General features: G+C 74.4%; 6 protein-coding genes. 5 read left to right on the top strand and 1 reads right to left on the bottom strand.

Annotated features, from left to right (window positions below):
- The 5 genes from KIK08_RS24470 to KIK08_RS24450 form a co-directional block, all read left to right on the top strand.
- Positions 1 to 2,676, top strand: a 2,676-nt coding sequence (locus tag KIK08_RS24470; RefSeq protein ID WP_308257851.1) for a Pls/PosA family non-ribosomal peptide synthetase, incomplete at its 5' end; no start/stop codon positions are given.
- Positions 2,673 to 5,147 (top strand): non-ribosomal peptide synthetase, encoded by a 2,475-nt coding sequence (locus KIK08_RS24465; RefSeq protein ID WP_214405587.1) that lies wholly within the window; start codon positions 2,673 to 2,675, stop codon positions 5,145 to 5,147. The genes KIK08_RS24470 and KIK08_RS24465, both read left to right, overlap by 4 nt.
- Before the next feature lie 31 nt (positions 5,148 to 5,178).
- Complete coding sequence (locus KIK08_RS24460) at positions 5,179 to 6,177, top strand: TauD/TfdA family dioxygenase (protein ID WP_214405586.1); 999 nt, start codon at positions 5,179 to 5,181, stop codon at positions 6,175 to 6,177.
- Positions 6,174 to 7,220 (top strand): 2,3-diaminopropionate biosynthesis protein SbnB, encoded by a 1,047-nt coding sequence (gene sbnB / locus KIK08_RS24455; protein ID WP_250557729.1) that lies wholly within the window; start codon positions 6,174 to 6,176, stop codon positions 7,218 to 7,220. Before KIK08_RS24460 ends, sbnB begins: the two co-directional genes overlap by 4 nt.
- 41 nt (positions 7,221 to 7,261) lie before the next feature.
- Positions 7,262 to 7,513: a hypothetical protein gene (locus tag KIK08_RS24450; RefSeq protein WP_214405585.1), complete on the top strand. Its 252-nt coding sequence runs from the start codon at positions 7,262 to 7,264 to the stop codon at positions 7,511 to 7,513.
- A gap of 66 nt (positions 7,514 to 7,579) precedes the next feature.
- Here KIK08_RS24450 and KIK08_RS24445 read toward each other — a convergent pair whose 3' ends face one another.
- A complete protein-coding gene (locus KIK08_RS24445; RefSeq protein ID WP_214405584.1) occupies positions 7,580 to 23,908 on the bottom strand; it encodes a hypothetical protein in 16,329 nt (5,442 codons plus the stop codon).
- Positions 23,909 to 23,926: the final 18 nt, after the last annotated feature.

Raw genomic sequence — 23,926 nt, 5'->3', positions numbered from 1 at the left:
CCCGCTCCGCCTGCGCCGGTGATGCGGCGGGGCCGGCCGCAGCCAACGGGCCTGCGCCCGTCGCCCGTGCCGGCCACGCCGCCCGCGCCCGCGGCCTCGCCGGCAGCGTCGCCGAGCGGGCTCGAAGCCGGGTACGCGGCGGTGCTGGCCGAGGTTCTCGGCATCGTCCGGGTGCCGGTCACCAGCAACTTCTTCGACGACCTCGGCGCCGACTCGATGGTCATGGCCCGGTTCTGCGCCCGCGTGCGGACCCGGCCCGACCTGCCCAACATCGCCATCAAGGACATCTATCGCGCCCCGACGATCGCGGCGCTGGCGGCTTCCGGAGCAGGAGCCGCGACGTCGGCTCCGGCACCGTCCCCGAACCCGGCCGGCGCGGTGGCCCCCGCTGCGCCCGCCCGCCTGCAGGCGTCGGCTTCCCGCGACCTGGACTCGCCGACCGTGCTGCTGCCCCGCGCGCCGGGCCCGGACGCGCCGCCCGACCCGCGAGAGGCGCCCGTCGGCACGCTGCGCTACCTGCTGTGCGGCACGCTGCAACTGCTGTTCCTGCTCGGCTACCCCGCCCTCATCGCCTACGCGTTCGCCCTCGGCGCCGAATGGGTCCTCACGGCCACCACCACGGTGGAGGTGTACCTGCGGTCGGTGCTGGTCGCCGGCGCGCTGATGCTGGGCACCAGCCTGCTGCCGATCCTGGCCAAGTGGCTGCTCGTGGGCCACTGGAAGCCCGCCCGGTTCCCGGTCTGGAGCCTTCGCTACTACCGGTTCTGGCTGGTCAAGACCTTGATCCGGACCAATCCGCTGGTCCGGTTCGTCGGCACCCCGCTCTACCCGTTCTACCTGCGGCTACTCGGCGCGAAGATCGGCAAGGGAGTGACGATCCTGTCCCCGACCGTGCCGGTGTGCACCGACCTGCTGACCGTCGGCGCGGGCACAGTCATCCGCAAGGCCTCCTCGTTCGTGGGGTACCGCGCCCACGCCGGCGTCGTTCAGGTGGGTCTGGTGACGATCGGGGCAGACGTCCTCGTCGGCGAGGCGACCGTGCTCGACATCGACAGCTCGCTCGGCGACCGGTCCCAGCTGGGGCACACCTCGGCGCTGCACGCCGGTCAGTCGGTCCCGGCGGGCGAGCGCTGGCACGGCTCCCCCGCGGAGCCGACCTCGGTGAACTACCGGGCCGTCCCCGCGGTCGGCGGCGGCACGCTGCGGAAGCTGCTGTACCCGCTCACCCAGCTGGTGCTGGCCCTCGGCGTCGTCCTGCCGCTCGGCATGACCGGGCTGACCCTACTGGTGCGCGAGGTCCCGCAGGTGCAGGCGTTGGTCGTGGACGTCGAGACCGCCTCCGCGCACGTGCCGTTCCTCGCCGACGTGGTGATCCTCTCGGCCGCGCTGTACTTCGGCGGCCTGCTGCTCGGTCTGCTGGTCGCGGCGACCGTTCCGCGGATGCTCGCGCCGCTGGTGCGGCCGGGCAGGGCCTACCGCCTGTACGGCAGCGCCTACTGGGCGCTGCGGACCGTCACCCGGATGTCGAACAGCAAGTTCTTCACGCGGGTCTTCGGCGACAGCTCGTACATCGTGGGCTACCTGCGCGCCCTCGGCTACCGGTTCCTCCGGGTGGAGCAGACCGGCTCCAACTTCGGCATGACCGTGGCACACGACTCCCCGTTCCTCTGCGAGGTCGGCAGCGGGACCGTCGTCGCCGACGGCCTGACGATGCTCAACGCCGATTACTCGAACACCTCGTTCAAGGTGTCGCGGGTCCGCCTCGGCGCGCACAGCTTCCTGGGCAACGCGATCTTCTACCCGGCACGGGCTCGGGTGGGCGACAACTGCCTGCTCGCGACGAAGGTCATGGTCCCGATCGACGGGGGCGTCCGGCAGGGTGTCGGGCTGCTCGGCTCACCCAGCTTCGAGATCCCGCGCTCGGTCCAGCGGGACAGCAGGCTGGCGGTCGGGCCGGAGCAGCGCCGCCACGGCGTGGCGGCCAAGAACCGGCACAACCTGGTCAGCATCGCGCTGCTGCTGCTGAGCCGGTGGTTCCACTTCACGCTGGTCATCGCGCTCGCGCGGTTCGCCCTCGACCTGCACACCCAGTTCGGGGCCGTGGCCATCGCGGCGTTCGGCACCGCGAACCTGCTGCTCACCTACACCTACTTCGGGCTGCTCGACCGCACCGTTCGGTGGTTGGCGGCATGGCGGCCGCAGGGCGTGTCGATCTACGACCGGGCGTTCTGGCGGCACGAGCGGTACTGGAAGATCGCCGCCGACAGCTACGTCCAGCGGCTCAACGGCACGCCGTTCAAGAACGTGCTCTGGCGGGTGCTCGGTGTGCGGGTGGGGCGCAGGCTCTTCGACGACGGCTGCTCGATCTCGGAACGGGCGTTCGTCACCATCGGCGACCACTGCACCCTCAACGAGCGCAGCGTCATCCAGTGCCACTCGCAGGAGAACGACGCGTTCAAGTCGGACCGGGTCGTGATCGGCAACGGCGTGACCGTCGGGGTCGGCGGGTTCGTCCACTACGGAACGCGCCTCGGCGACGGCTCGCTGCTCGAGGCGGACTCGTTCCTGATGAAGGGCGAGGAGATCGCGCCGCGCACGCGCTGGGGCGGCAACCCGGCAGTCGAACTGGACCACGCACCTCTTTCGATCAACAGCTCAGTGCGGAGGAAGACATGAACGTCGCCATCGACGGGTCGGCACGCCAGTACTGGCTGGGGGCGTTGACCGGGGGCGGTCCCACCGGGGTTCCGCGGTGGTCGCAGGAGACCCGGCCCGGTGTCGGGGAGCACGTCGAGCCAATCCCGGTCAGGCTCGTCGACGCGGTGAGCCGGACCGTCGGCCCGCTGCGCGGGGCGCCGCTCCTCGCCGCGCACGCGGTCGTCCTGGCGGCGCTGAGCGGCGAGCGCGAGGTCACCACCGGCTACGCCGCCGCGGCCGGCGCCGCGCCGTTGCCGCTGCGGCTGACCACCGAACCCGCGACCTGGCGCGCTCTCGTCCAGCACGCGGCCCGGGCGCAGGAGCGGCTGCAGGCGAACCGGGTCTTCCCGGTGGACGCGCTCGCCACGGAGCTGGGCCGCACCACGCCGCTGTTCGAGGTCGAGGTGGACCTGCACGGAGGTGCGGAGGCGCCCGCGCCGCACACCGCGCTGCGGCTGTCGGTCGAGCAAGGGGCGGAGGAGTTGCAGCTGCGCCTGCATTACCGCACCGACGTGCTCGATGCGGACTCCGCCTCCCGCATCGCGGGCTACCACCTCACCGCCCTCGCCGCGATGGCCGCCGACCCCGACGCCGAGCACGGCGGGCGGAGCCTGCTGTCGGCGCAGGAGTACGCCTTCCAGATCGACGGGCTCGCCGGGCCCGACCGCGAGCTGCCCGCCGAGCGCCTCCACGAGCTGTTCGAGCAGCGGGCCGCCGCCCACCCGGGCGCCGTCGCCGCCGAGCACGGCGGCCGGCAGTGGACCTATCGCGAGCTCAACGCCCGCGCCAACCGCCTGGGGCGGGCGCTGCTGGCCCGCGGGCTGCGCCGGGAGGGCGTGGTCGCGGTGGTGACCGAGCGCAACCTCGACTGGATGGCGGCCGTGCTGGCGATCTTCAAGGCGGGCGGGGTGTACCTGCCGATCGAGCCGCACTTCCCGGCCGGCCGGATCGCCACCACGCTCGCCCGCGCCGGCTGCGCGCTGGCCCTGACCGAGCCGGGCAGCGACGTCACGCTGCGACAGGCGCTCGACACCGTGCCCGGCGCGCAGGCGGTGCTGTTCGAGCAGGCCTACGCCGAGGACCACGCCGACGGCGACCTGGGCGTCCCGGTCGCGGCCGGCCAGCTCGCCTACATCTACTTCACCTCCGGGTCCACCGGTCAGCCCAAGGGCGCGATGTGCGAGCACGCCGGCATGATCAACCACCTCTACGCCAAGATCGAGGACCTCGGCATCGACGAGGGCACCGTGGTCGCCCAGACGGCACCGCAGTGCTTCGACATCTCGCTCTGGCAGCTGGTGTCGGCGCTGCTGGTCGGGGGGCAGACGCTGCTCGTGCCGCAGGAGGTGATCCTCGACGTCGAGCGGTTCGTCGAGCAGATCACCGCCCGCCGGGTCGGGGTGCTGCAGGTGGTGCCCTCCTACCTGGAGGTCATCGCCGCCTACCTGGAACAGCACCCCCGGGAGCTGCCCGACCTGCGGGCCGTCTCGGCGACCGGGGAGGCGCTGAAGTACGAGCTGATCCAGCGCTGGTTCGCCGTCGCCCCGGGCATCCCGCTGGTCAATGCCTACGGGCTGACCGAGACCTCGGACGACACCAACCACGAGGTCATGCGAGACGTCCCCGCGTCGGGCCGGGTCCCGCTCGGCCGCCCCGTGCGCAACGTGCGCGTCTACGTCGTCGACGAGAACCTGGACCCGGTCCCGCTCGGGGCGCCCGGTCTGATCGTCTTCTCCGGGGTGTGCGTGGGGCGCGGCTACGTCAACGACCCGGAGCGCACCCGGCAGGCCTACCTGGGCGACCCGCACCGGCCCGGCCAGCGGCTGTACCGCAGTGGCGACTACGGCCGCTGGCTGCCCGACGGCCGGCTGGAGTTCCTCGGCCGCCGCGACGACCAGGTCAAGATCCGCGGCTTCCGGATCGAGATCGGGGAGATCGACAACGCGCTGCTGCGCGTGCCCGGCGTCCGCGACGGCGCGGTGGTCGTGGCGGAGCGGCCCGACCGGAGCAAGCACCTCGTGGCGTTCTACGCCGCCGGACGCCCGATCGACCCGGACGTGCTGACGGCCCACCTCGCCGAGAGGTTGCCCGAGTACATGGTCCCGTCGCTGTACCACCGGCGGGAGAGCCTGCCCCTCACCGCCAACAGCAAGATCGACACGAACGCGCTGCGGGCGCTCGCCGCGGAACTCGCCGCGCGCGACGAGGACGAGGCCAGCCCGCCCGCCACGACCACCGAGCAGATGCTGGCGGCCGCGTTCGCGAAGGTGCTCGAGGTGCCGGTCGGCGAGGTCGGGCGCCACGACCACTTCTTCGACCGCGGCGGCACGTCCCTGACCGCGGTGCGGCTCGTCATCGCCACCGGCCGCGCGGTCTCGCTCAAGGACGTCACCCGCCAGCCGGTACTGGCCGAACTGGCCGCCCTGATCGACCGGCGCTCTGCCGCCTGACCAGCCACGACGCCCTGCGAAGGAGAACCCGATGACCGCCAACCTGTCCACCCGCCCCGCCCCCACGCTCGCCGTGCAGACCGCGCCCGGCCGTCCACCGTTGGTGCTCGCCGCAGGCGCGGCGGACCCGGAGGGCTGGGCCGCCTACCACCGCGCCGCGCTGCACGGCGTGCTCGCCCAGTACGGCGCGGTGCTGGTCCGGGGGCTCGGACTGCGCGACCCCGACCAGGTCGGCTCGGTGTTCCGGCTGATCGGCGGCGAGCTCATGCCGGAACGGGAGGCTTTCGCCCACCGCGACGTCCTACCCAACGGGGTCCACTCGTCCACGAAGTGGCCGGCGAACCAGCCGATGTGTATGCACCACGAGCGCAGCTACGCGTCCGAGCTCCCGGGCATGATGATGTTCGCCTGCCTGGCCGCGCCGAGCGCGGGCGGGGCGACGGGTGTCGCCGACGCGGCGGCCGTGCTCGACGCGCTCCCGCGCGGACTGGTCGAGCGGTTCGAGCGCGAGGGTTGGGTCCTCACCCGCAACTACAACGAGGAGATCGGGGCCTCTGTCGCCGACGCGTTCGGCACCGACGACCCCGGTGCCGTCGAGGCGTACTGCCGCGCGAACGCGATCAGCTTCCAGTGGCAGCCCGACGGCGGGTTGCGCACCTGGCAGCGGCGCAGCGCCGTGCTGCGCCACGCCGGCTCCGGTCGGCGCTGCTGGTTCAACCAGATCGCGTTCCTCAGCGAGTGGACGATGGAGCGCGACGTGCGGGAGTTCCTGGTGGAGATGTACGGGCCGCAGGGGCTGCCGTTCACCACCCTGTTCGGCAACGGCGAGCCGATCGGTCCCGGGATCGTGGAGCTGATCAGCGAGGTCTACGCCGCTCACACGATGCGCGAGGCCTGGCGGCCGGGGGACCTGATGCTGGTGGACAACGTCCGCTGCGCGCACAGCCGGGACGCCTACGAAGGGCCGCGGCAGGTGCTCGTCGGGATGGCCGCGCCGGTGCGCCTGGTCTCCCCTGGCGGTGCGGCATGACCACGATGCCCCCGCCGTTCGCGGTGATCTCCGGGGCCCAGGTGCAGCGCACGCTGCAGGGCCGCGAGCAGGAGATCGTCGAGCTGATCGAGGCCGCCTACCGCTGGCACGGTGCCGGCGACACGGTGAACCCGCCGTCGTACTTCCTGCGGTTCCCCGACCGGCCGACGGCCCGCATCATCGCCCTGCCCGCCTCGATCGGCGGGAAGGTCCGCGTCGACGGCATCAAGTGGATCTCCAGCTTCCCGGAGAACGTCGCCGCGGGCATCCCGCGCGCCTCGGCCGTGCTCATCCTCAACGACCACGACACCGGCTACCCGTTCGCCTGCCTGGAGAGCTCGATCATCAGTGCCACCCGCACCGCGGCGTCCGCGGCGCTGGCGGCCGACCGCCTCAGCGCCGGGCGGCCACGCCCGCGCCGGGTCGGGTTCGTCGGTACCGGCCTGATCGCCCGCTACATCCACACGTTCCTGGCCGGCACGGGCTGGGCGTTCGACGAGATCGGGGTGCACGACACCCACCCCGGGAGCGCGGCCGGGTTCCGCGACCACCTGGAACAGGCCGAGCGGAGCGGGCATGCGGCCGGCGCCGCCCGGATCACCGTGCACGACAGCGCCGAGCAGCTGATCCGCTCCAGCGACCTGGTGGTGTTCGCGACGGTCGCGGCCCAGCCGCACGTCGAGGAGCCCGCGTGGTTCGACCACCATCCGCTGGTGCTGCACGTGTCGCTGCGCGACCTGTCGCCGCGGATCCTGCTCGACGCCGTGAACATCGTCGACGACGTCGAGCACTGTCTGAAGGCCGACACCTCGCCACACCTGGTCGAACAGCTCACCGGTGATCGCGACTTCCTGCACGGCACGCTCGACGACGTCCTGAGCGGCCGGGTGGGCGTGCCGCGGGACCGGACGGTGGTGTTCTCGCCGTTCGGCCTCGGGGTGCTCGACCTCGCGGTGGGCAAGGACGTGTACGACCAGGTACGGCAGGCCGGCGACCTGCAGGTCGTACCCGACTTCTTCCACGACCTGCGCCGGCACGGGTAGCGGGCCCGGCGGTTCGTCGCCCACCTGCGCACGAGCCGGTGGTGGCCGTGCTGCCACCGCGACGGTCGGCGGTGCGGCGGGTCGGCGACACCGGGGACCTGGCGGTGATCCGCGCCCTGGGCTGGAACCGGTTCGCCGCCGCGGCCCGTCGCGAGCTCGGCCGCACCCGCTGGTACTCCGCGATCGTGCGCGCGGTGTTCGACGCGCCACCGACCCGGCCCGGTCGCAGGTCGGGGTCACCGAGCAGCGTTGCGGCGCCCTGGAACGGGTCGGGTTCGCCCTGGCCGATCTGACCCGAGCCCGCGCCGAGGTCCTCGAGGTCCGGACACGGATGCTCGGTGTGCTCGACCGGCTCGGCCTCACCGACCCGGCCGCCAGCATTCCCGGCGTCTCCCCGGTCGGTGTCGCGACGAGCTTCCCGACAGCGGGGATCCCCGCCCCGACCGCAACCAGCCCCCGACCTTCCGCACCCACCCCGGCGTCGCGCGCCCCAGCGCACGCACGCCCGCCACCGCGGCCAACACCAAGGTGGGGACGACCGCCGTCGTGTGCGCGTCAACCGGCGGGGCGGCCCCGAGGACGGCGACCTGCCGAGCCACGCCCAAGCCCACGACCGCCGTCCGAAGGCGACCGATCCACCGGCGCCCGATCACGGCGGCGACGCGGACCACCCGCACCGCGAGCAGGGCCGAGACAGCCGCCCCGACCGCCGGCATCACGGGTTGGGTCGCCTGGTCGGGCCGTGTTCCGACCACGGCGGCGGAGGCGGAACCGTCGAGGAGCAGGACCAGGGCGACGGCGACGGCGGTCCCGACCGCGACGCGCACCGTGCGCGGATGCGCGGCCACCCACCGGGACGGCGCAGCGGCAAGCGCCCGCAGCACGGTCGGCCCGAACAGCCCCGAGAGCCAATGGCTGGAGCCGGCCGCAGCCCGCAGGCGGGCGACCCAGGCGGTCACCCGGCTCAGCGCGGCTGGAAGCACCAGCCCGGCCGCGAACACCAGCGCCTCGACGGCCGAGACACCGGTCCAGGTCAGCCATCCGACCAGACCGGTAAGACCCAGCAACAACGCACCCGCCGGCGGCGGACCGCGGGCGAGCCCGTCCCGCAGGGTGGGAGCCAACTGGCGCGCGGCCACATGCGCCACGGCGAGCCCCGCCGCGAACGCCACCGTCCCGCCGGCGCCGAGGACAGCCATGAGCGGCACCGCCGGCGACACCGGCACTGCCACCCGAGCCATGGTGCGACCGAGCCCGCGCAGCCGCGCCACGGCCGTGGTCTGCGGGGCCAGTCGCTTCTGGCTCCAGGTGGCCACCCTCTTCAGCGCGGCGGCTTCACGACGAAGCGCATCGAGTTCGTCGGGATCCGGGTGCGCGGCGGCCTGCACCTCCTGCACCCGGTCGTGCAGATCGACGGCAGTACTCCGCATGTTCCGGACCAGGAACGGGTCTGTGCTCGGGATCCGGGCCACTGCCTCCATCCGCGCCATGGCCGTCGCGAGCACGCCTTCGATCTCCCCGATCGCCGGCACCGGCGAGCGCACCAACAGAATCGACGCAGCTGCCAGGCCGACGAGGGCGATCACCGTCATCGGCCGGTACCCGATCGCGACCGCAAGCAGGCCGCCGGTCAGCGCGCCGGGCGAAACCAGGAGGTCGGTCAGCCAGAGCCAGGCCGCGTGGATCGCCCCCGCCGCCCGGCCCTCACGGTGCGCCGCAGCCGCCACGATCATGTTCAGCAGCGGGGCGCGGATCCGGCCCACCGCCTCGAGCACCGCGAGCACCGTCCCGGCCGCGACCAGCCCCAGCCATCCGGCAGAGGCAGCCGGGTACAGCGGGTAGAGCGGCATCACCGCGACCGGGAGCTTCCACAACACCCCCATCACCCCGAACCGGGTGGTCAACCACGGTCCCGCCCGGCCGGCCAGCACGGCACCCCCGAAGACGGCCACGCCGACGATGCCGATCACCAGGCCGACCAGGGCCTCCGTCTTCACCGGCGACAGCTGCAGCAGGTAGACGGCCTGGGCAGCCAGGAACATCTGCGAGAAGAACTTGGTGGCCGCCTCGTAGGCCGCCAACGGTCGCAGGATCTCGTGCTTGCGCAGCCCCCGGGCCCCGTCCAGCGGCCCGGGGCGCTCGGACCCCGCCCTCGGAGCCGGGTCGTCGCCGCGGAACCGACCGAAGGTCACCACCGCAGTGGCCCGAGCGGCCGCCTGCCGCAGCCACCGCGTCACGTCCTGCCACCCGAGCGGGTTCTCCGGCGCAGGATCCGGATCGCGGATCCGGGCCAGGTTCACCACCGAACCGACCCGGCCCACCACCTCCGGCAGGAGGCTCGCCGCCCCGACGGGCGGGGCGAGCCAGGAGCCGACGATCGGACCGACCGACCACACGGTGTTCGCCCGGTTCGCCGCCTGCCGGTAACCCCAGCCCGTCACGTCGGGGTACTGCTCCTGCAGCAGGAATCCCTGGTAGGTGCGGGACGCGACGAGCGTGACCATGAACAGCGCGCCGCCGACGACGGTCACCACGTAGAGATGGCCGAGCGTCAGCACGCCGGTCAGGGCGGCGACCAGCACCGAGGCGATCAGAGCTGCCCGGGCCAGCTCGAGCCGGATCAGCAACGCCCGCTTGCGCGTCCGGTCGACCAGCAGACCGGCGTGCGGCCCCACCGCCGCGCCGGCGCCGTAGCTGAGGACGGTGAACAGGCTCACCACGAGCTCGGAGGCGTCGAACTGAACCGCGGCCAGCACCGGCAACGCCGAGGTCGTCGCCGCCATCCCGAGGTCGGCGCCGAGCCGGCCCCATGAGAACAACCGGAACGACCGCGCCCGGAGCTGCTCCACGATCGCGTCGTTGTGCTGTGCGTGGGTGAGCTCCCCCAGTTCGGCCCGGCCCTGCCGGTGGAAGACGTCCTCGTGCACGAGCACACTCGCCAGCAGCGCCGGCCCCATGGCGCGCAGCCGACGCAGCATCGGCGCGAAGATCACGACCTGGCCCCGGTCATCCGGGCGAGCCCAGTAGTAGGCAACGAGCCGACGCTGCAAGCCCGCCAGCCCGGCGCGCCGCAGTTCGAGCCGCACCCGCCAGCCCATGCGGATCTCCATGACGGTGGTCCCGGGTACGGCGAAGTGCGTGATGTCCGAGCGCTGTCGCAGCGCACCGCGCGCGTCGAGCCACTCGAGCACCGTCTCCCAGCGCTGCTGCAGCTCCGCGGTCCACTCGCCGTCGAACACCGCACCGCTGCTGCGGCCCGAGCCGGTGTCCCGGTCCCCCGTGTTCGCAGTCCCCGGACGCCCCCGCGCCGACCATCCCTGGACCTGCACGTCGGGCGACACCGTGAGTGGCCCGTCGGTCAGCCCGGCCAGCACGTCCGGCGTCGAGATCCCACCGGAACGATCGTCATCGGCGCTCGAGAAGCCGTGGCTCTCCGGCAGCACAAGACCCGCCCGATCGGCGATGTCGACGCGCCGGGCGAGCAACACCTCAAGCAGCCGGGCGCTCGTCGCCTCGTCGAGCCCGGCTGCTGTCACCTCCTCCGCGATCGCGTCGGGTGAAATGGCGACGACCCGGCGGGCGCTCGCTCGGAGCTGCGCCGGCGTCATGCGACCGAACAGGAGAGCCACCACACGCCCGACCACACCCCGCGCCTCGATGCCGAGAATCCGCGCCCAGCGCCCAACCGGTGGCGCATTCGGACCGGTCAGCAGCCGCTCGAGCTCGCCGTCCCCGCCGGCCACAGCCGGCGGTGCGCGCGGCGCGATCGGCAGCCGTACCCCGGCCGGCCCGAGCCGCTGCGCGCCCGGCGCCGCCTCCGGGTCCAGCAGCGCCGGCGGCGGCTGTGTCACCCGCGCCGGCCCTGTCGCGTCGACGTGCAGCCACCTTCCGTCGGTCGTCACTCGCGCGCCGGCGCGCCCCGGCCGGTGCACCTGCACCTGGGACGTCGAACCCACCACGGGCCGGCCGGCGTACTGCGCCAGCTCGCGGGCGACCGTCGCGTGCCCCGCCGCCGGGGAACACGCGCACACCGTCAGCGGCCCCGACCGCGCCGGGCCCGGCAGCAACTGCTCCAACAGCGCCGCGACCTGCGCGGCCGACACCCGAACGTCGGCTTCCCCCGTCGGGTAGACGAACCCGTCCCCGTCGCCGTGCATGACGAGCACGACCTCGCCGGGCGCCACCCTCAGTTCCAGCGCGTGCGCCCGCAGCGGGTCGCCGGGCGGCACCAGCACGATGCCGCGCCCGTCGGGGTTCACGATCGCCTCGGCCCGGATGCGCTCCAGATCCGCACTCGTCGCCGGCTTCGGCACCCGCAGCTGCGTGGACTCCCGTTCGGTGTTCCGCTCCGCCCACGACGCGCCACCATGGTGCTCACCCTCGCCGTGGGCCGCCGGCCCGCCGGTGGCAGGAGGCCCGTCCAGGGCCGCTACCCGCCGATGGATCCCGGCGATCACCTCGCTGCGGATCTCCTCGGCCGTCATCGCGACCCGGTGGTGACCGTCACCGAGGTGCAGGCCGTCGGGGGTGAGCAGTTCGACGGCGACCGACCCGGCCGCCGACCCGACGTGGACCCGGCGGAACTCCGCCAGCGGGATCGAACGAGTCAGCCCCGCCCAGGTCACGGTCACCGACTCGGTCGCCGCGACGGCGGTCCTGTCCAGGATCAGCGCGTCCAGCACCGCGCGCAGCTCGACCGGGGAATCGGCGGGCAAGCCCGCCACGAGACGCTCCACGTCCGCCCGGTCCTTCCTCCTCGTGAAGTCATCCGGGTTGGTCTTCACGCTGAGGTAGCGGACTCCCGCGGTCCCGACGAGCAGGTAGTCGAGCTCCATCAGCCGTCGGACGTTGCGCCCTTCGACCGTCACCAGTTCCACTTCCACGTTGCGGTAGACGCGTTCCCCGCGCTCGGCGGCCTGGGCGCGCACCAGCGGCTCCGCCAGGTCTTCCAAGGCCATGCCGCGGACCCGCGCCACCCAGTCGTTCCGGTCGACGTAGTGCTCCGGGTCCGCCACGAACCGGTCGCGGTCGGCCTTGCGCTTCTTCTTCAGGAACTGCCTGCCCTGGACCGTGATCTGCCGGTCGATGATCGCCTGCCGCTCCGCGACCGACGGAAGCGGCGAACCACGGGCCGGTGGGTCGGAGGGCGTCTCAAGGCCGCCGGGAGAGTCCTCCTCGCTCTCTCTTGCGGTCGCCGGGCCCTGAGGCGAGCCGGGCCGGTTTCGATCGCGCGGGCGCGGGGCCGGTTCGACGTCCAGCAGGAGCGGCGCACCCTCGAGGTAGTCGTAGTAGCGCTGCTCCGCGTGCCGCCGGGCCCCGGCCAGCATCCCCCTCAGCACGCTCCACGAGCCGGCCCACCAGGTCGCGTCGGCCAACCAGGCGCCGCCGGCATCGGGGCGGTCGCGGGCGCGTCCCGACAGCGCCGAACGGATCTCGTCCCGGATCCGCAGGTAGACCCCGGCGTAGCGGTCGAAGTCGGGCCGCTCGTTCTTGATTGCGATGACCCGGTCCGGGCTGCCCGTTCTGGCGAACTCCGCGCCCAGGTCCTGGAGCACCTCCACCAGCTGATCCCGATGAGCACCGCCCAGACCACGCGCATCGACGAACAGCACCCCACCTTCGGTCGTCAGCTGCTCCCACAGCTCGACGATCCGGCCGCGCATCGGACCGGTGACCTCGAACGCATCCACGTCCCGCACGACGACCTCGCGGTAGAAGCCAGGAAGTGTCCCGGCGCCACGGATGTCCTGCACCCGGAGCAGGTCGTCGCGCGCGGACCACCGCGCGGACCACACTGCGTCCTCGACCCCGTGGCCACCCACGACCAGCCGACGGCCCGGATCCGCGGACGGCCCGGTACCGACGGCCCGCCCGCCCGGCTCGAACGCCCCCGGAATGCCCCGGCCCGCACCCAGCCGGGAACGCAGCTGCGCCCCCAGTGCGGGATCATCGATGCTCGCCGGGGCGGTGAACAACCAATCGCCCCGGCGGAACACCGCCCCCGCCGCGCCGAGCTCGGCCAGCCCGTCGACCAGGCACAACCCGGAACACCTGCCGGCCTGGTCCCACCCGAGGCCCAACGCGCCCATCCGCGCGAGCTCCGAGGGCAGGACGACGCGACTCGCGCTCCGCGGTACCAGCAGCTGCGCCGGCACCTCGATCCCGCCGACCGAGGCCGGGCGGGACGTGCCGCGGCCCGGCCGCGGATTCGCCGTCGACTCGCCGATCGCCAGGACCCGCGGAGTCACCGCCGGCGGCCCGCCGCCCGGCGGGCGAGCGGCCACCCGCTCCGAGTCCGCGATTTGCGCCGACGTTCTCCGCCTCGACCACCTCTGCAGCTTGACGACGATCCCGAAGTTCCAATAGACCCTGATCAGCCGCCCGAGTGCTGCGGTGATCGTGGCGTCGGTCAGGCCGATCTCCCGCCATCTGGTGCGCAGCAGATCGAGGTTCCGGAACACGCGATCCACATCGTGCCCCAGGTCGTACTCGAGCCCGACCCCGACGAAGGGCCGCACCCGCTCGTCGCTCCCGCTCGTCCCGGCCTCCGAGAGGACGTGGACCACCACGGCACGCGCGTGCGCGTCGTCGTCGCCCGCGCCGGGATCCGCCGCACGCCGCACGACGCCACGGCCGAGGGACTCGTGGGCCGCTTCCACGGTGAACGGCACCGCGCCCGGTCGACCCAGCAGAACCGCCAGCTCGTACTGCGCGAGCGCGAAAGCCGCCTCGGTGTCGATCCACTCGGGTTTCGCCGGGACGAACTGGGCGACCGCTCGCCCGTTCACCTCGATCTCGTACAGATCGCCCGCCACGGCCCGCACGGTCGGGCTGCCGCTCGCCAGGTCCGCGCGCAGGTCGCGCTCGGCACGCAGGCGGGCCAACTCGGCGGCCACGACCCCGTCCGCCGTCATCCGATCGGGCCCCGGCCGCCCGGCGGCCAGATCATCGGCCCAGCGCAGCGCCGCCTCCTGCGTCACCACGATCCCGCCCTCGATCGCGAACCTCCCCCCGACCTCGTCCAGGGCCTCCGCCTCGGCCGCGGTCAGGACCACCCCGTCCAGCTGCAACAACCACACCTGGACGGCCTCCCTGCCGGAACCGATCCACCCCCAGTGCCGGGCCACCCCGGAGCGCTTCCAGCCCTCCACGGCCTCAGGAAGAAGCGGCGGGCGGGCGGCGTCGACGCCGGGCGGCGCGCTCGTCATGCCGAGCCGCTGGAGAATCGGCCACGCGTGGTCGACGTGGTCCTTCGGGTCGTGCCGACGCCCCATGTGGAAGAGCCGCTCGTGCTCGACCACCTCGGCGAGCAATCCCAGCTGCAACAGCTGGACCAGCCGGTGCTCGAGTACCGCGATCACGCCCACCCCGGTGGCCTCGTCCCGCCACCCGAACCCGATCAGCCGGCGCGCGACGTCCACGGCATGCTCCCGATCGACGCCGAGCTGCCGCAGCTGCTCGATCAGCTCGTCGGGGCGCGGGACGAACAGTTCCTCGTCATGGCGGAGACCGGCCGCGCGACGCACAAACGTGTCCGGTTGCGCACCCGATCGGTCCCGCCGCATCGTCATGAGCGCCTGGTGAACCAGTTCGGTGTCCACGGCGTCGAGGCCGCCCACGGCGAGCGGCCCGGCGCTCCCGCTCGGCGCGGACTTGGCCTCGAACAGCCCGGCCGGCGCCGCGTCGGCACGGGTCAGTACCTCGACCACATCGTCGACCTCGGCGCGCAGCCGAGCCACCGCGCCCACCTCGGGAGCGGGCATCGGCGCGTCGGGCCGGGCGACCATCCGCTCCGCGGCCGCCAGCATCGCGGCCGCGTCGGCGCCGACGTCGACGAGCAGCGCGGCCCGTTGTCCGGCCGCCGTCCGCGCCGCCGGCAGCACCTCGTCGAACAGCGCCTCGCCCGCCCCCGAGAGCGCCTTCCGGTGTGCGGCATCCGGTGTCATCTGCGACAGCAGCTCCGCGGCGACCTCGGCCACGGCGGCTCCCGTGCCCGGGTCCGCGGACCGCAGCAGCTCCGCCGCGGTGGACTCCGACCGCCCGAGGTGCACCGCAGCACCCACCAGCAACCGCACCGCCTGGTCGGCCCGCACCGGCCGACCGGGTAGCGGCAAGGCCTCTGGCGGCACCATCGCCCATCCCGCCAGGACCCGCTGCCGAGCCAGCGCCAACCGCACACCGGCCAGCCGCACCGCCACCGAGATCCCGGCGATCGCCACCGCCGCGCCGCCCGCGACCGCCCAGTCCCAGCCCGCCGCCGCGAGGCCCGACGCCAGCACGCCGCCCGGGACGGCGAACGGGTCACCGGACGACCCGGACTGTTGGCCCTCGACCATCCCGAGGATCCGCCGCACGTCCTCCTCGTGCCCGTGCCGGTCCGACCCCGGCTCCAGGTGGAACCGCCGCTCGTGCGCCAACGCCTTCGCCCACGCACCCGCAGCCACCAACTCACCCAGCCGGTCGGCGCGCACGGCGATCACATCGATCCCGGCGGCCCCAGCGCGCCAACTGAACACCCACAACCGGTCGACGAGATCCGCCGCCCGCACCGGGTCCACCCCACCCGCGACCAGCCCGGAGACCAGCTCGGCGGCGTCGACCACCAGCAGCCGCTCCCGCGACCGCAACCCCGACCCCGGCGGACCCCGCGCCGACATCGGCGCCCCGATGAACACCCCGCGCCGGGCCCCGATCCCCGCCAACACCCCACCCACCACCGCGACATCGGCCGCGGAGAAGCCGGGCGCGAGCGGACCACCGGCGAACCCGCCGGAGTAGCCGGTGCCACCGGGGCGCGGCGGTGGTCCGGGACCCCACAGCGGCACCGGGTACCGGGTCCCCGCCGCCGGCGGCAGCACGTCCCGACGCGCCGTGCCGCCCGGACGCAGACCCCAGTCCCGGACCCGCTCCCGGACCGGGACCTCCGCGCTGTCGAACTCGGTGACGTAGACGACGCCCTCGGCGCGGACCGGCTCGGTCAGCTCGTACGTGGTCCGGACCCGCTCGCCCCGGCGCATCGTGAAGCGCGTCGCGGTGACCTCGTACAGGGCAGCCACCCGGAACGTCGACACCGTCCCCTTCTCGTACCGGGTGATCTCGCGGCGCAACCCGCTCGCGCTGTCGCCGGTCCGTCCGGTCTGCTCGCCACCCGCGGTGCTGCCGCCGATGACCATCTCCTCCCACAGCGGCGGCGATTCGGCGGTCCCGGTGTACCCGAACGGCGCCAGGTCGCTGACGCTCCAGCCGTTCTTGGCCACCTCCTGCCAGCGGTGCACGTCGCGGATCTCGCCATCGGGCCGCCGGTCCACCACCACGCTCTCGCCGAGCAGGCCCGCCCGCAGGGTGAGCCGCACGTACTGACCGATCTTCCCGGGCACCGGCAGCGCGGGCAGGGAGAACCCGGCGGGGGTGGCGATCTGGTCCAGGAACACGCTCAGCGCCACCGGGGACAGCGCGTGCTCCAGGATCCACCGCTGGGACTCCGCGGCCGTCCCGAACAGGTCCGGGTGCGCCAGCACGGTGACCAGCCGGTCGATCAGCCGGCCGAACGGCACCCCGCGGGCGTCGAGGCGCGGCTGGTCGGACAGCTCGAACGGCTGCCGGACCGGGCCACCGGGCCGCGGCGGGTCGGCCGGCGCCTCCGCACCCTCGGTGAGCACCTGCACGAGACCGTCCGGCATCAGCCGGACGACCTCGCCGGACAGCACCCGCCGGGCGCGGGTGGGCGGCCCCGGGTTCGTGGCCGGGACGAACCGCGCCTCGACGACGACGCTCAGCGGCTGGCGCACCCGGTTCGCGCCCTTCCAGCTGGCCATGCCGCGCACCGTCGTGCTCTGCTCCGACAGCGCTCCCGACGAACCGCGGTCCCGGCCGGTGCTCAGCACGCCACCGAAGGTGAACGGATCGGAGTCGGCGCCGGTGACGTCGCCGCTCGCGGCCCGGCCGTGCCGGTCGGTGACGTCGCGCTGGGAGTAGGAGTAGTCCTGCACGATCAGCCCGAGCAGGTCGGTGCGCCCGGCCAGGGTCATCTCCTCGCCGAACACCGCGTGCAGGCGCAGGTGCAGCCACCCGCTCCGCCGGGCCGCCACGCCCGGCACCCCGGAACCCTCGTACAACGGCACCGCGACGGACATGCCGCCGTCGCTGAGCAGGCGGTCCATGTGCCCACGCCACCGCGTACCGGCGAACAGGTTCGACAACCAGTTCCACAGCACCGTGTCGGCATCGGTCGGCCGCGGAGCCACCTCGTCCACCGCCGCGAGCACCTGCCCGAACACCGTGTTCGGACCACGGGCGGCGGAGAGGTCCACACGCTCGATCGACGACTCGGACATGCCGTGGCGGAGCAGCTCCGGGGCCACCACCCGCGGTTCCCGTGCGGTGAGCCGGCCGACCCGATCCCGCACCGTGGCGAAGGTCCAGGACCGCAGGTCAGGCACGCCACCCGGGTTCCGCCGCGCCAGCCGCTCCCGGGCAGCCACGGAGAGGTCCTCCCTTGCCGGCAGCGGCGCCCCGTTCCCGCGCAGCACCTCGGCCGCGTACGGGTCCTTGCCCGGGTTGCGCCGCGCCAGCTCCGCGGTCAGCTGCGCCCGCAGGTACCGGTTCAACCGCAGCCGCATGCGGTCGCGGTCCCTCTGCTCGACGGTAGGCACCTTCCGCGGCTGCGCGGCGGTAGCCGGCCCTTGCGGACGCTCGGGGGTAGCCGCAGTCCGCAGCCGATCTGCCGCCTCCCGCATCCGCTCGGCGTCGGCCGCTTCCCACTCCGACCAGAACCGCTCGACCACCGCGCCGGCCGTGCGCAGATCCAGCAGGAGGCTCTTCTCGCCCTGCAGCACCCGTTCGACGGCCTCACCGATGGCCTCGACCGGCACCGACCCGCGGACGCCCTCCTCGTCGAAGGCGTAGTGGTCCAGGACGTCCCGCTCGGGCAGGGCGTACACCACCTCGGCCGCGACAGGCCGCGCCTCCCCGCCCTCCACGCTCACCCGGAGATCCACCCCGAGCCTGCCGATGTGGTGCTTGCCCAGCTCGATGCCCAGGAACTCGCGCCCCCAGATCGCCAGGTCGTTCCAACCGTGGCCGAAGTCCTGCCCATACCCGCCGCCACCGCCGACGCGGTGCGGGTCGGTCACGCCGTCGAGCCCGAGGCCCACCCCGCCCCGGCCGCCGACGCTCCACCCCTGTCCCTGGTCCGACCCCAGTGAGTTCAGGGTCAGGTTGATGTCCGCGGTCAGCAGGTCGGCCACGGTGATGAACTCGGTCGTCCCGGTGGTCCCGTCGAGCCGCACGTCGAACCACGCCGCTTCCCCGTCGGGCCCGCGAGCGCGCACCGAGGTGCGCAGGCCCGCGTCGAGCAGGTCCGACAGCGACGCGCGGAGCCGGTCGATGTTGGTCCACTCGCGCAGCTGGCGCTCCACCGACAGGTCGAGGTCGAAGCCGAGCGGCAGCTGCTGGCGCACCGCATCGAGCACGGTGTCGTACATCCCGCTCGCCTGCATGGCCAGCGGCACCATCCGGTCGCGCGCCCAGCCGGGCAGCTCCTGCTGCGCCACCCGGGGGTACGGGCGGGCATCGGGCAGCAGGTCGGCGGCCATCATCACCGACGCCGTGAACTCACCGTCGGCCAGCACCGTCGGCGTCCCGCGGAAGCGTCGCAGCGCCACCGCCGCGCGGTAGCGGACCTGGAAGCCCGCGGTCGACCCCATGCCCTCGATCAGCTTCACCGCGTTGACCGTGGTGCCGACGCTCATCCCGGCGCTGCGGCTCCGCCCGCGCCGACCGCTCGCCGTGAGCGACGCGGTGGTTTCGGCCTGCACGCCCGCCTTCGCCTGGTCGACGTCGGCATCCAGGGCGAGGCCCGTGCCGATCTCGTACGAGGACGACCGGTTCCAGGACTCCCCGGACGACAGCGACGAGGTGTTGGACTGGATGTCCAGGCCGACCGTCGTCCACGCGGCGGTGAAGCCGACGTAGCCGCTGTCGGAGTGGCCCCAGTCGGGTACGAGGGTCAACACGATCTCGACCTGCTCGCGCTGCTGTACCCCGGGCAGCCGGCGACGCGGCGCCACGTCCTCCAGGGTGATCACCAGACCGCCGTGGACCGCCTGGTCGTGTCCCGTCTGCCACCGCTCCGGCGACAGCAGGGCGAGCACCTCGCGCTGGTTCGCGTGCTGGGTCGCGAGCACCGTCCGGTCATCGTCGCGGGCCTCGTCCGCCGGCCGCCCGTCCTTCCTCGGCGGGTCGATCGGTGGGATGAGCCCTTCGGCGCGCAGCTGCTCCAGCACCTTCGTGCGCACCTCGCGCACGAACGTCCACGGGATGTCGCGGACCAGGCTCTGCCCGATCACCTGCAGCTGACCCGGTCCGCTGCCCAGCCACGACGGCGGTGCGCCCTGCCGACCCGGCGGCGGAGCCGGGTCCAGCTGCCCGCGCAGCCGCTCCGGCGCGGACTCGCCCGCCCGCAGCGCGGCGCGCTCGATCGGCAGCCCGTAGCCGTGGGCGTTCAGCTCGCCCATGCGCAACAGCGCTTGAGCGGTGGCGGTGACCGGTTCGTGGACCCGGTCGTCGTAGGTCCGGACCGTGACCGAGTACGTCCAGTCCATCAGGTACGCGCTGGTCCAGCCGGACTCCCGGTGGACGCCCGGCCGGATCGTGACCTGGCTGCTGGCCCGACCGCCGGTGCGGGCCCGGAGCCGGGTGCGCGTCCAGCTCAGCGCCGGGCCGACCCGCTCCGGCAGGCCGATCGCGGCCAGCAGCTTGCGCAGCGGGGCGAGCGTGAGGGTGAAGGCGCCCCCGTGCGACTCCACCTGGTTGAGCGAGGACGACAAGGTGGAGAACCAGACGTGCAGGTCCTCCAGCAACTCCTTGCGCACCGTCCGGCCCACCAGCTCCGCCGTGTCGCGATCGGGCTGCGCGTGCACCTCCAGTTCGGCCAGTGGCCGCCCGAAGCGGTCGGTGATCGGCAGCCGCAACCCCCGGTCGTCGTTCACGGCGACGTCCAGGCGGGAGGCGAGCTCACCGACCAGCTGCGCGCGGAGCTGACGCCGGGTCACGCCACCGATCGCGGTGTCCGTGCCGCGCATCGTGGCGGCATGGGCGCGGTCGAGCGTGGCCGCGACCCGGTCGACCAGTTCCTCCAGCCCACCGACCCACACCGGCGCGGCAGGCGGGAACTCCACGTCTGCCTCGGGCGGCACCCCCGGCTGCGGCTCCGGCGGAGCCCGGGCGCTGTAGGCCTGCGAGACCCACATCCGAGCCGGCTCGGCCGGTGCGGCCCCGGCCGGGTCGCCGCGCCTGCGCCCGGCGCGTCGCGGCTCGGCGAGACCGACCCAGCCGCGGTCGCCGCCGGTGCCCGTACCGGTCCGTACCTGCACCTCCCAGCCGCCGGCCACCTCGACCAACACCGACGGCCCGCGGTTGTCGGTCACTCCCCCGCCCAGCGCGGCGTTGCCCGCCGCCGCGGAGCGGGTTCGCGCACTCGTCCACTGCCGGGCCAGGTTCGCCCGGGCCGTCCCCCACTCCAACAGCGCAGCAGCCGTGGGGTGGGCCGCGATGAAGGCGGGCAGCGCACCGACGTCGGCCGTCACCGAGACCGAGTTGCGCACCGACGAGGTGGCCGCGGCGCCGATCGTTCCGCCACCCTGCGCCATGCTGCCCTGCATGAGCTCGGCGGCGACCCGGCCCGCCCGGGCCTCCGGGTCGGTCACCTCGACCATCCGCGTGGGCCGCCAGACGAACCTGAGCTCGGCGGGCTGCCGACCGCTTCGCGGCAGACCGCGACGGGTCGACCGCCGCGCCGGGACCGTCAGCACGAACCCGTCGGGCCCGGTCGCCGCCGGCACGTTGCCGCGCACCCGGGAGTCCAGCATCGCCCGGGTGTAGCGGTAGCCGAGGCCCTGCTGCGCGAGCAGTGTGTTGACCTGGTCGGTCAGGCCCGGCAGGTCCGGCAGCTCACCGGTCGGCACCGCGCCGGGCAGGACCGTCCGCGGCGGCGCGGTCGCCTCCAGCGCCGATTCGTAGGCCCTGACCGCTGCCTGCACCTCGGCCAGGACCGACCGCACCGCGGCCAGGCCGGCCACCTCCAGCGCCCCCGCGGCGAGCGCCCCGTCGAGGAGACGGCCCAACTGCTCGTAGGCGGCGCGGGACGTCTGGGCGGCGGTCCTGGCGTCGTGCACCGCGACGATCACCGCGGCGAGGAGCCGCTGGTTGTCGAGGATCAGTCCGCGCTCGACCTCGACCTCACGCTCCGCCTCCTCGGCGCCCCGGTCCTCGTGCGTGCGGACCCGTTCGAGGTCCTCGGAGTTCCTCCGCAGGTCGGTGTCGGTCGCGACGAGCGCCGCTCGCTTGGCCGCGATCAGCGCGATCAGCGCCTCCTCGGCACGGGCGAGCTCGGCGACCGCGGCCGCCACCGCGGCGCGCATCCGGGCCACCGGGCTGCCCTCCGTCGCCGGCACCGCCGCGTCGGTCCACTGCGCGACGTCCGCCAGCAGCGCGGCCACCCGGGCGCCCGGGTCGGCGAGGAGCGCCGCCCGCTGGTCGGCAGCCCGGCGGGCCTCCGGCAGTGCCTGCTCGAACAGCGCATCGCCCGCCGCCGAGAGCGTCTTCCGCTGCGCGGCGTCCGGCGTGACCTGCGAGAGCAGCTCGGTGGCCAGCTCGGCCACCGCGGCCGCCGTGCGCGGATCAGCGGTCTGCAGCGCGGCCATGGCGTTCAGCGCCGCCACCACCGGCACCTGCGACGGCTCGACGCGCCCGGCCACCAGGGTGCCCCACGACCCCGCCGCCTCGGCCAGCCGCTGCTCCTCGGGCACCTGCTCGCCGCGCCGGTCCGACAGCCAGTTCCCGGCCCGGGCCACCGCATCGGCCGCGACCACGAACGTCCCCTCCGGCCCGTCGCCCAGGCGCCCGACGACCTGCACCTCGCCGTCGGCCTGCCAGCGCAGCTCCCAGTGCAGGGCAGCGGCCCCGGCATGCAGCCGCTCCAGCCCCGTCGACCAGCCGCCGGCCAGCGCAACCGCCTCGACGAACAGGGACCGGAGCTGCCCGAGCCGATCCTGGACCGAGGCCGGCTCGGCGAGCATGCCGTCGAACAGCGCCGCCACGGCGGTCTCGATCCGGGTGCGCTCTGGACCGGGGTCGCCCGCCGGCTCGGTCCGGTGCAGCTCGACCGCCTCGACGGGCAGCCCGACGATCCGCGCGACCCGCGCCGCGGGCACGCCTGCCCCCGCCGCGAACCGCATCGCGGCCAGCACGGCCGTCCGCTGCGCGTGACCGGACGGCGCGTCCGCCATCCGGCGCAGCAGGTGCAGGGCTTTGCCCTGCGCGCCCCACAGCCACCTGTCCAGCAGGCGGTCGCGCAGTACTGGACCGAACGCCCGGGCGAACTGCCGCGCGGTGATCCCCTCCGCCGCCGCCCGGTCGGCCTCGGCGGCCCCGGCGCGGGTGAATGCGTCGCGCGCCTGGCCCGCCGTCTTCACCACGTCGCTCTCCGGCGCCGCCGCCTCCGGCTCGGCCGCCGCCGACACCGCTGCGGACTCCCCGGCCATCTCCTCGGCCACGGCCTGTTCGAGGGCGACGACCAGGGCGCCCTGCACCCGCAGCGGGTGCAGGCGGGAGCGCAGCCGCGCGGCCCGGAGCGGACGCGGCACCAGGGCCCGCCACCGGCGCGGGTCCACCCGGCGGTCCCAGATGGCCGTCCGCAGGCCCGCGGTCACCGCGCGAGCCACCGACTCCGCCCGGCCGTCCCCGATCGCCGCCCCCACCAGCTCGGCGGGGTTGCGCAGCAACGCATCGACGTAGGCAGGGGGCGCGCGGGCGCGCAGGTCGGTCAGCAGGTCGCCCAACCGGTAGGTGGGCGCACCGACCTGCCTCGGCGAGACGGCGAACAGGCCGGCCGCGACGAGCTCGGCGAGCACCGCGTCGAGCGCCTGCGCCCGGGTCGGGTCCGACCCGTCGCCGGCGAGCCTGGCCGACAGCGCCGCGAGCCAGTCGGGCGCACCGTCCTCGCTGCGCAGGGCCGTCAGCAGTTCGGCCGCGGTGAACTCCGGCCGCCCGAGGTGCACCACCGCGCCCACCAGCAACCGCACCGCATCATCTGCCCGCACCGGTTGCCCCGGGAGCGGCAGGACCGCAGGCGGCACAGCGGCCCACCCCGCCAGCACCCGCAGCCGAGCCTGGGCCAGTCGGGCACGGACCGTCCGCACCACGACAGCGATCCCGGTGGCCACCACCATGGCGCCACCCGCCACCGCCCAGTCCCAGGCGGCCAGTTCGAGGCCGAACTCCAGCACGGGCCGAGCGCCGGTCGCAACCGCGCTCGTCGACACCTCGGTGAGGTCTTCCGCCCGCGTCACGGCACCGGCCGTGGCCGCATCGGCGGGAGATCCGAATCCGGACGCCATCGCGGCCAGCGGTCCACCCGCCAGTGCGATGACCGTCACGGCGGCAGCGAGCTGCCGGACGCGCTCCGCCGGAGGGCCGCGCGCCTGGACCGGGGTGTGGACGCGGCGCAGCTTGGCGCCGGCCACCACGCCGATCGCCGCGGCCACGACCAGCGGAACGGCCACGGGGTCTCCGCCCATGGCGGCCAGCAGTCCGCCGAACAACAGGGCCGCGCCGCCACCGACCAGCGCGCGACCGGCTCGGGCACCCGTGCGCGGCAGCGCGGCGGGTGGCGTCGTGCCGCCGGGCACCGGCCCGTCCGGGCCGCG

Origin of the sequence: Pseudonocardia lacus, assembly GCF_018531445.1 — a bacterium.
In the GTDB taxonomy this organism is placed as follows: Bacteria; Actinomycetota; Actinomycetes; order Mycobacteriales; family Pseudonocardiaceae; genus Pseudonocardia; species Pseudonocardia lacus.
The sequence above is the reverse complement of the archived record's forward strand: the minus strand, read 5'-3'. Positions and strand labels throughout refer to the sequence as shown.

Coding starts and splice junctions, on each gene's coding strand:
- KIK08_RS24465 (WP_214405587.1), top strand. CDS start 2,673: ATGAACGTCGCCATCGACGGGTCGGCACGCCAGTACTGGCTGGGGGCG.
- KIK08_RS24460 (WP_214405586.1), top strand. CDS start 5,179: ATGACCGCCAACCTGTCCACCCGCCCCGCCCCCACGCTCGCCGTGCAG.
- sbnB (WP_250557729.1), top strand. CDS start 6,174: ATGACCACGATGCCCCCGCCGTTCGCGGTGATCTCCGGGGCCCAGGTG.